The sequence below is a fragment of the Paenibacillus sp. J22P165 genome, from assembly GCF_059692015.1.
In genome coordinates this window covers 72,116-83,620 of the sequence record NZ_JCAUAP010000014.1, presented here as the reverse complement: position 1 = coordinate 83,620, position 11,505 = coordinate 72,116, and the positions used below count along the sequence as shown (strand labels likewise).

General features: G+C 45.3%; 9 protein-coding genes and 1 pseudogene. 6 read left to right on the top strand and 4 right to left on the bottom strand.

All coding sequences use genetic code 11. The features are described 5' to 3' along the window. Window positions 1-139 precede the first annotated feature (139 nt). The 3 genes from AC58QM_RS29260 to AC58QM_RS29250 are packed head-to-tail and all read left to right on the top strand — an operon-like array spanning window position 140 to window position 2,041. Window positions 140-748 (top strand): sigma-70 family RNA polymerase sigma factor, encoded by a 609-nt coding sequence (locus tag AC58QM_RS29260; protein WP_497288317.1) that lies wholly within the window; start codon window positions 140-142, stop codon window positions 746-748. Window positions 749-806: 58 nt separating this feature from the next. Further along, a complete protein-coding gene (locus tag AC58QM_RS29255; protein ID WP_497288316.1) occupies window positions 807-1,451 on the top strand; it encodes a pentapeptide repeat-containing protein in 645 nt (214 codons plus the stop codon). A 26-nt stretch (window positions 1,452-1,477) separates the two neighbouring features. Then, window positions 1,478-2,041 (top strand): 5' nucleotidase, NT5C type, encoded by a 564-nt coding sequence (locus AC58QM_RS29250; protein WP_497288315.1) that lies wholly within the window; start codon window positions 1,478-1,480, stop codon window positions 2,039-2,041. A 15-nt stretch (window positions 2,042-2,056) separates the two neighbouring features. Here the strand turns inward: AC58QM_RS29250 and AC58QM_RS29245 are convergent, their stop codons facing one another. The 4 genes and pseudogenes from AC58QM_RS29245 to AC58QM_RS29230 all read right to left on the bottom strand — a co-directional run bounded on the left by AC58QM_RS29245 (window position 2,057) and on the right by AC58QM_RS29230 (window position 7,138). Next, a complete protein-coding gene (locus AC58QM_RS29245) occupies window positions 2,057-3,355 on the bottom strand; it encodes an MBL fold metallo-hydrolase (protein ID WP_497288314.1) in 1,299 nt (432 codons plus the stop codon). Then, a pseudogene (locus AC58QM_RS29240) lies at window positions 3,355-5,008 on the bottom strand (ABC transporter permease). Before AC58QM_RS29240 ends, AC58QM_RS29245 begins: the two are co-directional and overlap by 1 nt. A gap of 24 nt (window positions 5,009-5,032) precedes the next feature. After that, window positions 5,033-6,139: an ABC transporter substrate-binding protein gene (locus AC58QM_RS29235; RefSeq protein WP_497288313.1), complete on the bottom strand. Its 1,107-nt coding sequence runs from the start codon at window positions 6,137-6,139 to the stop codon at window positions 5,033-5,035. Window positions 6,140-6,172: 33 nt separating this feature from the next. Continuing rightward, entirely contained in the window at window positions 6,173-7,138 is a 966-nt protein-coding gene (locus tag AC58QM_RS29230; RefSeq protein ID WP_497288312.1) for an ABC transporter ATP-binding protein, read from the bottom strand. A 181-nt stretch (window positions 7,139-7,319) separates the two neighbouring features. Between AC58QM_RS29230 and AC58QM_RS29225 the strand changes: the two genes are divergently transcribed. From AC58QM_RS29225 to AC58QM_RS29215, 3 genes are all read left to right on the top strand, one after another. Next, entirely contained in the window at window positions 7,320-8,219 is a 900-nt protein-coding gene (locus AC58QM_RS29225; RefSeq protein ID WP_497288311.1) for a LysR substrate-binding domain-containing protein, read from the top strand. A 107-nt stretch (window positions 8,220-8,326) separates the two neighbouring features. Next, window positions 8,327-9,190 (top strand): hypothetical protein, encoded by an 864-nt coding sequence (locus AC58QM_RS29220; RefSeq protein ID WP_497288310.1) that lies wholly within the window; start codon window positions 8,327-8,329, stop codon window positions 9,188-9,190. A gap of 25 nt (window positions 9,191-9,215) precedes the next feature. Then, window positions 9,216-10,868 (top strand): fibronectin type III domain-containing protein, encoded by a 1,653-nt coding sequence (locus tag AC58QM_RS29215; RefSeq protein ID WP_497288309.1) that lies wholly within the window; start codon window positions 9,216-9,218, stop codon window positions 10,866-10,868. Window positions 10,869-11,505 lie beyond the last annotated feature (637 nt).

Sequence of the window (11,505 nt, the reverse complement as noted above, 5' to 3'; positions counted from 1 at the left end):
TTGCAAGTGCAGAGAAAGCGGAATATGTGTCCAATTTTATCGATAAATAGTCATCTTTGAAGCCTGAAAAGGTTTCTTTTTTTTGCTTTGATTTGGTAGAATAGTAGATAGGTAGTTTCATTAGTGAAGGAGATTTAACATGCTGCAATTAAGCGATAGTCAACTTGCAACAATGTGGAGTCAAGGAGATGCGAAAGCGTTTAATCGACTTCTGGAGCTGTATAAGGACAGAATTTATCGATTGGCTTTTCGTATGCTTCGTAATAAATCGGATTCCGAAGATGTTGTTCAGGAGACTTTTTTGCGAGCACATTTGAATTCACATCGATTTGATGCTACCAAGAACTTTTCCAGCTGGATTTTTAGCATTGGCAAGAATGTAACCATTGATCTGATGCGGAAGAAGAAGAAAGAACTCTCCATGGACACGAGTGCGTTTCCTTCGCAAGACGAGCGCCCATTGATTGAGAAATTGGTGAGTCTTGAGAAGACGCCGGAGCTTCAACTGATTGAGCAAGAAACATTTATTCAGGTCGAGCAGATGATTCAAGACCTACCGGATAAATACAAAGATCTTATCGTTTACAAATATTATTTGGATATGTCCTTAGAAGACATCAGCCGTGAAGTGAATTTACCTGTTTCTACGATTAAGACGAGGCTCTTCCGTGGTCGGAATTATATCAAAAGAAAATGGGGATCCTTATTCTTCATGCTGCATAGCTTATCCACAATGATCATTTTATAAAGGTAAGCCGATAAGGCTTATTTTTTTGCCCCCATTACCTTATGATAAGGAGCTTCTCATGAGTATTCCTAAATTGGATGCACCAAAACTTCCTAAAGAATTACCTATCATTACGCTGCAAGAAGGAAAATTTGAACCTGAGGATTGCTTTCATACAGGCATCATTAGTGATTGTGTAATTGATAATCAGTCTGCTTATAAAGTTGCATTTGATAAAATTATTTTCCGCAACGTGACCTTTACCCGGATCTCGATGAAAGAAATTGAGTTCACGGATGTAATTTTTGACCGATGTGATTTGTCGAATGTGAACTTCACTGAAGCGACGATTCACCGTACAGAATTTCGTAATTGCAAAATTATGGGCATGGATCTCACGGGAGCCACGCTGCGAAACATCTTTTTTCAAGATTGCTTAGGGGACTTTGCAACATTCCGGATGGCTAATCTGAAGCAGATTACGTTTCAATCTTGTTCTTTAATGAGTTCTGATTTTTATGAGGCTACTTTGCAAAAACTACAATTTGAGGGTTGCCAGTTGGACCAAGCTCAATTTACAGGGGCTAAGCTCGAAGGCATTGACTTAAGCACATGTGAGTTTACAAGCTTAGGTGTAAGCATTGAGGATCTGCGGGGATGTATCATATCTAGAGGGCAGGCCTCGGTATTTGTAAGTCTTTTCGGGATCAAACTAAAAGAATAAAGGCCAGGTGAATGGAGGGTTAGACGGTGAAGTTTGGATTTGATATTGATGATACCCTCATTAATTTAAGAGAGCATGCGTTTCATATTTATAATCGGAAGCTGAAGCAGAACATTGGGCTAGAGGTGTTCCAAGCCCTGCCTTCAATGGAAATTCACAGTGCGTTTGGATTAACCAAAGAGGAGGGGGGAAAGCTGTGGCACAGTCTGCGCGATGAGATTTATTATTCGGATTGCGCGACATTTCCCCATGCACGTGAGGTTCTCAACCAGCTGGTAGCGGACGGCCATGAGGTGTACTACATTACGGCTCGACCCAAAGAGCATACGGAACGAACCCGACAATGGCTGATCGATCATGGATTTCCTGTAGCGGAAGGACATTTCTACTGTGGGATGAGTGATTCGGAGAAAGTACATATCATAGAGGCGTTAGAGCTGGATTATTATTTTGATGATAAACCGACGGTTCTGGAGACGTTAGCTCACTTGCCGGTCCGTAGTTGTGTGAAGGACAGATCCTATAATCAACATCTGGATTTGCCGCGGATTACGTCCTGGGATGAGCTGAATGACATGTTAAAAGGGTAAAAAGTGCTCGCATCGTTACAAAACGATTCGAGCACCCGGACCAAGGGAGAGCAGATCTTGCTCTCCCTCTTTTTCTAGCTGCTGGAGTAACTCATCGGTATCCCGTTTCGGCGCATGAACGAGAAGCTTGAAGTTACTGCGCATAGATCGGACCATCCGGCGGACATCGGGGAGTCCTTGATGAATTTTGTAGCGGATGGCACGTATCCGGCATCCACGATCAGCATCCGGCAGCGCGAGTAATCGATGCGCTGTTGTTCCTTTGGCGGCATGCCCCGTAATCAGGATGCCATTATTGTTGTGATTACGCAGCATGTCGTAATACCACTGTGCTTTCACGGATTGCATCATGCCATCCGTGGTGATCCAAATGGCCGCGCGCGAACACGCGATGTCCTCCTGGAGTAGACGTTCGCGATCATCATCGGTAGAGATGATCGCTGAACGGGAGCTGCTTAAGGCTTCGGCTAATCGTGCAGCCACGCCGACCTTGAGCCAGCTTGGATGTTGAAGCATGAGCTTCATGGCTTCAATCAGCTCTTGCTCTACGCGGATCGGCGTATTCGGGTAGCGCTGCTCCATCAAGAGCAGCAGCTCCTGCCCCCGGCCGCACACAGGAACTGGCAGCAGTAGCTGGCCGTTTGCGGCTAATATGCGATCTGCTTCTATGAAGAGAGACTCGAGCTTCGACTCTTGCTCTTCGGTATCCGTGCTATAGGCAGCATCGAGGATAGCACCATCCAAGGCAGGACTTAGTTCAGTCAGCCGCGGCGTATCTGTACCGAGCACAATAGAATCCTCGCTATAATCACCCGAGTAGAAAAGTCGCTTTCCTTCAAGCTCAATCATGAGCCAGATGGAACCAAGCATATGTCCGCTGCGTCCCCAACACACGCGCAGTTCAGGAGAAATAGTGAACCATTGCTGTGCGGGCACAGCTTCTTCAATGAAAGCGTATTTGACCGCTGCCAGATGGGTATCATCGAAGGGCAACTCGCCACCTTGTTGACGAACGTAATTCCCCCAGCTTGAATAATAACCAGGCAGTTGTTCGGCTGTAACTCTTGTCGTCCACACGACGCCAGTGTACCCTAATTTGTATAGCAAAGGGATCGCAATCGAATGATCTTCATGGGCGTGAGAAAGAAAAACCGCATCCAATGCGGCTACTTTAGCAGCATCTAGGAGTGGGTATTCACCGATGCCTTCACGCTTTACCCCACAATCGAGCATGAGACTGCTCCTCGTATTTCCAATCCAATAACAGGAGCGACCGTGTTCACCGGCTCCGCCCCATACTTCCACATGCATCATTACGCATTCCACTTTCTGTTTGAATTCATGTTGTTGACTATCAACAGCAGGATCGTCGTTATACCAACTGAAACGACAGCCATAGCCATACCAAGCGAAATTTGACCTTGCTCAAATTGAGCGAAAATATAGGTCGCCGACGTCTGCATCGACGGCGGGAGTACCATCATCGAGGCGACGAGCTCGCGGAGCGAGATGGTGAAGGTCATCATCCAGCCGGCGATAATGCCCGGCAGGAGAAGGGGTAAGACGATACGTCGGAACACGTACCACGGCTGACCGCCGAATACTTGCCCGGCTTGCCGCAAGGATTCGTCAAGCTGGCCGTTGCGTGCCTTGACGTATTGCACGGTGTACGGCAGGAAGAATACCACGTACGTGAGGACAACCATGCCGTAGGTGTTGTAGAGATGGAGCGGCATCCAAGTCGAATTCCATAGCATGATGAGTCCGACCACGAGGACCATGTCGGGAACCGTGTTCGGCAGCAGGCTGAACATATCTGTAATCCGTTCCGGCAAGCGCTTGCCGCGCCCGATCGTAAGGGCGCCACGTACCGAGCGCTGCCGCTAAGCAGGCAGCGAGCAAAGCGAGCCCCATGCTGTTCGTCAAGGCCTTCATGCTCAGTGAGCCCCATGTCAGAAGCTCACCGTAATGGCGAAGCGTGAGATTCGTCCAAGCGAGACCATTACCCCTCAGCTTCATGAGTGAAGCTGAGATGATCGAGAAATAAGGGATGCCAATCGCTGTGGCGAGAACAAGAATCACATACAACCAAGCGAGTGCCCGCTGCCAGTGCCGATATCCCATGACTTTGCCTTGTGAACTTTTACCACTAACCAGATTATAAGAGTGCTTCCGAACAATCAAAGATTGTACGTACCAGAGCACGAGACAGGCCATCAGAAGAAGAGAAGCTAATGAAGTCGCTTTTCCAAAATCGACGGGCCAACTAGAAATCGAGGCTTGAATTTCTGTCGTAAGCACGAAATAACCAATACGTTTTCCGAACGTGATAGGTGTACCAAACTCGGCAAGTGTTTTAACAAAAATGAGCAAAGCGCCCATGATATAGCTGGAGAACACAAGAGGCAGCAGAACCCGTCGTAACGTATACGAATAGCTAGCACCGTGCACAGCCGCGGCTTCTTCTTTATTACCACCAATTTGCACAATGGCATTGCGGAGAATGAGATACAAGAATGGGAATAAATGCAAACTCATGATGGTGATCATGCCGAAAAGGGTGAAGAAATGAGTGCTAACCCAGTGTGCACCTGGAAAAAACTGCTCTAAGTATCCTCGCGGCTGCATGAAGAGAATCCAACCCATTGAGCCGATGTATGGCGGTGTCATAAAGGGGATCAGTAACACAATGTCTAACCAGCGATGCTTGCGAAGTGGTGTTTTGGCCATGATCCAAGCGAGCGGCAAAGCAAGCAGCGTACTGCCAACGACTACCCAAATGCCCAGCATGAAAGAATTTGTGAATACACCCGACAAATCTTTTTCGATTACGGTTCGTAATGGGGCAAGGAGATCTAAAGTCCCCTTTGTCCAAATACTTTTCCAAGCCACGAATAGAAGAGGAAGGACGACTAGCATGGCTAGTAGCAGCAATGCTAAGTACGTCCCTGTGCGTTTTACGATCATCTTGTCGTCATCCCCAACCTCAGCTTACTTTTTAAATAATTGCGTAAACTTTTGTGTAATCGCATCTTGATTCTCATTCATCCAGCTCCAGCTCACATCAAAAGTAGGGATATCTTTCGCATTAACGCGTCCTTGAATTTGAATGTCACTGCGACCCGAAAGCAAGTAAGAGTCCGTAACCAATTTCTGAGCTTCATCGGAAAGCAAGTAATCAATAAAAGCTTTGGAAGCATCGACATTTTTGGACGTTTTCATAATCATCGCAGGTCGCGGAGAGATCACCGTTCCGCTTGCTGGATAAATCAAATCAATCGGTTCACCTTTTGCTTTTGACGCGTAAGTCATATAGTCAACGCTTGCCATAACAATCTTTTTCGCGCCAGAGATAACCGGATCCATAGCTTCTTGGTTAGCACCAGCAATAATAGCGCCATTTGCTTTCACTTTACCGAAAAGATCCCAAGCAGCGTCACCGTTTTTATTCGTATAGCCAGACATGAAATCAAGAGCGGAACCAGATTGAGCAGGATCTGGAATATTAATTTGATCTTTCCATTCTGGTTTCGTTAGATCGCTCCACTCTTTAGGCGGATTCGTTACAAGCTTTGTGTTATAAGCAATACCTAATGCTGACAAGCTGTAGCTAAAATAGTTACCCTCTTTATCCGAATAAGCTGGAATTAATTTATCGATATTTTTTGCTTCTTTATAAGGGAGAGTTAACCCACTTTTCGTCATTCCGATTGCGGAAGGAAGTGAAGCTAGAATAACTACATCGACTACTGGATTTCCTTTTTCCGCTTCCATACGTGCCATGATTTTACCTGTCGTACCTTGGAACATTTCAACTTCTACACCAGTTTTTGCTGTGAAGCCTTTTTGAATGCTAACGGCAAGTGGGTTAGGTCCCGCACTATAAACAACGATTTTACCGCTTAACTTTTTTGCTTCAGGCGTTGTTGTTGGAGCTGTAGACGTGGATGCAGTTGCTGCTGTTGTTGGTTTTTCCGTTGCTGTTCCAGCGGTCGTCGTTTGGCTGCCCGTTCCACACCCCGTTAATCCTACGCCGATCAAAACCGTCATTAAAGCTAATGTACTCGTGTGCAAAGATTTCTTCATTTTTGTTTTCATTGTTAAACTCCCTCTCCTATGTATGGTAACTGCTTAAGAAAGCACGTGAATCTGCTGCTGTGAAACGTAAAGCTTTACGAAATCCCCTACCCTTAATCGCGTAGGATGATACGCCATCCAAACTTCTCCCGTATTTAAACGCACGGTGACCTCATACCGTTCTCCCATGTAACTTACCGTTTGTACAACGCCTTCATAGGTGAGGTCATTCTCAGAAAGAGATTCCCACCGCACATGCTCAGGTCGGATTAGTCGCTTGTCCACTTCTAACCAATTGGTTTTGCCAATAAAGCGAGCAGTGAAGGGATGCGTAGGCTTTTGATAAATGGCTTCTGGGGTATCTTTTTGTAAAATACGACCATCTTTCATTACGATGATTTCATCTGACATCGACATGGCTTCAGTTTGATCGTGTGTGACATAAACGGTGGTGAAACCGATTCTTCGTACCAAATTCATGAGTTCTAAACGCATTTCTTCTCGCAAAAGGGCGTCAAGCGCGCTCATTGGCTCATCGAATAATACAAGCTGTGGCTGGACAACAATTGCACGAGCAAGCGCAACACGTTGCTGCTGGCCTCCTGAAAGTTCGTGCGGATAGCGCTTTTCCTTCCCTTGCAGCTGTACCAACTCGATCGCTTCCATCGTTCGCTGGCGCCAATTTGATTTGTCACCAGTAGCTTTGAGTCCAAAAGCAACATTCTCCAGCACGGTTAAATGCGGCCAGAGTGCAAAATCTTGAAAAACCATACCAAAATTACGCTTGTGTACAGGGCGATTGATCCTGCTCTTCTTCGAGAACAAACAGATATCTCCGAAATGCAGCTCACCCGCATCAGGTGTCTCCAGTCCAGCAATGATTCGAAGTAGGGTAGTTTTACCGCAACCCGAGGGACCGAGTAATGTAGTGAATCGTCCTTTGGCGAGAGAAAGCTCAATACCTTCCAACGCTGTCATAGAACCAAAAGATTTGCTTATACCGCTAAGTTGTAGAGACATCGCATGCTTCCTTCCGTGCTTTTGATCTCACTTTTAGTGTAAAAGCCTATCGTCAGCTAAGTGTCAAAGCAAAGTAAATAGATTGTTAAGTTTTTGTTGTGTATCTATTCATTTCCATAGATTTTTTCTATAATGGTCCCCAAAGCCGATAGATGGTGGGTAGGAAAGAGGGATGAATGCCATGAATTGGAACATGCTAAAACTTCAAGTAATAGAGCTATTGGATAAACACAAACGAATCACGTCAGTTGCTGAGCATCTAGGGCTTAAGCAGCCCACAGTCTCCTTTCATATGAAATCGATGGAGCAGGAGCTAGGCGTGCAACTATTTTATTCGCGAGGCGGCAAGGTTCATTTAACCGAAGCGGGGCAATCATTGAATCATTATGCGAAGAAAATTAACGCACTTGTTCAGGAAGCTGAACGAGTCGTGAGGGAGTTCGATGAGCGTGGCAGTGGTCATTTGAAAATAGGAGCAAGCTCCGTTCCAGGAACCTATGTGCTTCCAGAGATGCTGAGCTCATTTTCGAAGCTGTATCCGCAAATTTCAGTCTCTTTAACCGTAAGACCAACACCCGTCATTCAAGAAATGCTGCTAAATCATGAAATTGATATTGGCATCATGTCGGCAGAACCTTTCCAATGGTCTCCACTTGTTGGGGAAACGCTATGTGAAGATGAGCTCGTTTTCTTTTTTAATCCCAATCATCGCTTTGCGAGGCAAGAGTTGCTGCACCCTGAGTTCTTAAACGAAGTACCTTTTATCCTGCATGGGCAGGAGTCTAGCACAAGAACCATGACACTCAACTGGGCTAAAACACTAGGAGTTAAAATAAAACCAGTTATGGAGATGGACTCCTTAGAAGCGATTAAACAGGCCGTTATGACAGGGGAAAGTGTTTCAGTTATCTCTAAAATAGCCATCGCAAAAGAACTGTTACGAGGTGAATTGAGCTGTCGAAGCATCCCTCAAAACCCTTTTAAACGCTACATTTATTTCACCTACAATGCGGATCGCATCCGTTCATCTGTCTTTGATAGCTTCCTTTCCTGCTTACATGATTCTGTACGATCCTTCTAATCCTATTTACAAAAAGCACAAATCTAGATGACAATCTACAAACAAATCACCTTTATGCTCAGTTCTGTAAGGGAAAAACTTTCCAGAACCGTAGAGGAGATGAAGTGATGTTTAGGAAAAAGGCAATGACTGTCATTATGGCGGCTGTAGTTGGGACTAGTTTAATTGCTAGTATCGGCGCGGCACCACAGTCAGCAAGTGCAGCAAGCAACATGGTTCCAGATTACGAGGTAAAGCTTCTCCTTAATCCAAGTGTCGTACTTGGAACTGATTTCAAGTTGACGAGCAGTGTAAGATCAGCATTTGGTATGCCAGATACCGTTACCAAAATGAACGTAGAATTCCTTGATACCAATGCCAAAGACATCTATAACAATGGCTGGAGTCCACGTATTCGTAAGACAGAAGGTGAGAGTGACTTTGAACTTAGCTATAAAAAGAGGTATGCCATAACTGGAAGCGACATTAATGGGGCACTCACATTGGCTAATCAACAAGGATTTAACTCAGGGGATACAGGGTACGAGGCGCAAGTTGAGTGGGGTTATCAGAAGAAAACACTTAGTATCACTCGTTCGAAACAAGGAAGTAAATCGGGCTATAGCGGAATGGATCTGCCTAATCTATCGGATTCACGCAGTTTACTAATAAATAATGCTCCTGATAAATTTAACAACTGGGTTTCTAGTGGTTGGGGAACTAACAAGCTTTCGACTTCACGAGTCTTTGGTCCAATCCTTGCTAAACGATCCATTGGTACATGGAGTGGGTTGCAGTTGTACATTGAAGTTTGGCCAATAAAGAATGCAGCGGGGACAGGCACTGAATACGTCGTGGAAGCTTCCTTCAAAACAACAAGCCAGACGACAGCATCTACCAAACATGACGAGTTAATTACCTACCTTCAAGGAAAAGGCTGGTTCCTTGCACAAGATTCCTTGAAGACACAATTAATTATGGATCGTTACTAAATAACGAATGGAGATGAGTAAATCAATGTTCCAAGCTCATAAATTGTCCAAAGTAATCATGGCTTCAACCGCAGCGGCTTTGCTATTAACAGGAGGCATTCTTAGTCCTCAGCAGGCTTCCGCAGCGAACGGTACACCGAACTATGAGGTTAAATTCAACTTAAATCCAAGTGTCGTAGTGGATTCAAGTCATAATTTGATCAGCAGCGTACGCAGTCAATTTTCAACCGGTTCTTCCTCCAAAGCCTACCGTGTTCAATACATGGATACAGCAACAGGAGCCATGGATGCGCAAGGTTGGAGTGATCGTATTCGAAAAAAAAGCAGCGACAGCACACATCAATTCCAATTCAAAAAGCGCTACCCAATCACCAATGGAGATATTAATGGTGCTTTAACGACAGCGGCCAACGATGGCTTAAATAGTTCAGCATCCGGCTTCGAGTTCCAGGTGGACTGGACCTATAGTAAACAAACCTTAAGTGTCCAGTATGAAAAAGACGTGACCGTGTCTGGCTATAGTGGCAGTGGACTTAATGTGCCAAACTTGGCAACATCTCGCTCCGTTTCTGTTTCCAATGCGCCAAGCCAGTTTAAAAACTGGACCAGCTCAGGTTGGGGGACAACGCAATTAAATAATTCAGTTATTTATGGCCCTATTGATTTTAAACGATACGAAGGTACCTTTGAGGATTTAGATCTCGATATCGAAGTATGGACCATTCTCAATGCAGCAAAAACAGGAACTGAAGACATTGTGGAAGCTTCCTTTAAGACAGACAGTCTAAGCGAGGCTACGAGTGTTCGCACTGCATTAATGAATGTACTATCCACTAAAGGCTGGTTAGTGCAGTCTGATGTTCTAAAAACAAGCTTAATTATGGAGCGTTACGCACCTGTAGCCCAAACGCCAGATACCGCTGCTCCTTCCGTACCAGCTGGATTGAGCGCTACTGCAACCTCTAGCTCTCAAGTTCAATTGAACTGGACTGCATCGACAGACAACGTCGCAGTAACTAGCTACGATATTTTTCGTAACGGTTCCAAAATCGGAACATCATCAACGCCAAGCTATAGTGATTCGGGATTAACAGCATCGACAGCGTACAGTTACACCGTCATTGCTAAAGACGCGGCAGGAAACGCTTCTGCAGCGAGCGCGACTGCAGCAGTTACAACGCTAGCAAGTGGCGGCTCTGGTACAGGATCACTGTACTACAACATAAATGGAAGTTCCGTTTCGTACCTAGAAGCTGAGACTTTCACAGCAAAAACAGGCACATTCGCACAAGCGACTTGTTCGGCTTGCTCAGGTACAGCTAGCATGCAAACACCTAATGGATCTGGAGATAGTGATTCCAATTACCTCAAATATGACCTTGAAGTCACAAATGGCGGTTCCTTCTACATCTACTTGCTTTCCCAAGGTCCAGATGGCAGCTCGGATAGCTTCAACGTAGCTGTTGATTCAGGCAGTAACTACCAAGTAACAACTGGAAGTGCTGGCAGCTGGGCTTGGAAAAAACCAAGCAGCTCCATCTCACTTTCAACTGGTACACATACGCTTTACATCAAAGTGCGGGAAGACGGCGCCATGGTCGACAAAATCGCCCTCTCCAAAACAAGCAGCACCCCAAGCGGACTTGGCGGTACAGCACTCATTCCATCAACTCGTTAAAGAAAAATGCCTTTAAGCGTGAAGCTCTCATCCCATCCACGTGATGGTATTGAGAGCTTTTTTGTACAAATGATACAGGCAAATACCACCATAGTTCCAAGAAATGATCCTCAGCAATCTATTCGTCAAGCCTCACCGCGAACTCCGTGGGAAGCTCCACAGCAAACCCCACCGCGCCCTCCATGGGCTTCCCCTGCCAGTTTCGGCAGCAAGCCTCACAGCGAAGCCACACGGTAATTTCCGCCCAACGGAGTTCTTGTATCTTTTTCTCGTTTCTATTAGCAGTATCCCTTTAGCTCAGAAAGTGCTCGCAGTCGTGAATACTTCAAAAACGTTACTTTTAGACAATACAATAAAACTGATTAGAGCTAGGTTATGGAGAAATGGACTAGATGGGGTTAGCAAAGTTATGGAGATATGCAATTGATGGGGTTAAGCAAAGTTACAGAGATATGGTCTAAATGGAGTTAGCAAAGTTTATGGAGAAATGGACTAGATGAGTTAAATCAAGTTATGGAGATATGCAATAGATGGGGTTAAGTAAAGTTACAGAGATATGGACTAAATGGGTTAAATAAAGTTATGGAGAAACAGACGGGATCGAGTTAAACAAAACTATGAAGTAACGGAATAGTTG